We start from the raw sequence: 467 nt of genomic DNA, 5'->3' as shown, positions 1-467 counted from the left end.
ACCTCACCGGCGGGCACACCCTGGTGGCCCGTCGCGTCCTCGCCGCGACCGGCCTGTCCGACGAACTCCCGGCGATCGACGGCGTCGCCGAAGGGTGGGGTCGCGGCGTGATCCACTGCCCGTTCTGCCACGGCTTCGAGGTGCGCGACCAGCGCCTGGTGCAGATCGTCACGCACCCCCTGGGGCTCCACCCGACCCCGCTCTTCCGGCACCTGACCGACCGGCTGACCGTCGTGCTGCACGACCCCGCGGGGCTCGACGAGGGCGCCGTCGAGGCCCTCGCCGCCTCCGGCGTCACCGTCGAGCGCGGCGAGGTGAGCCGGGTCCTCACCGGGCCGGACGGCGAGGTGTCCGGGGTCGAGCTGGGTGACGGCCGCGTCCTGGCGGCCGACGCCGTCGTGGTCGGCTCGCGTTTCCGGGCACGCGCCGACGTGCTGGCCGGATGCGGACTCACCACCACCCCGCAC

General features: G+C 75.6%; 1 protein-coding gene. It reads left to right on the top strand.

Annotated elements, in window-relative coordinates; genetic code table 11:
* Window positions 1-467 (top strand): FAD-dependent oxidoreductase (locus ACOV8S_RS25140; RefSeq protein ID WP_448320505.1); only part of this gene is annotated, 467 nt, incomplete at both ends.

Source organism: Streptomyces sp. CO7 (genome assembly GCF_053474865.1).
Note: the sequence above shows the minus strand (reverse complement) of the source record. Positions and strands in the feature narration are given on the sequence as shown.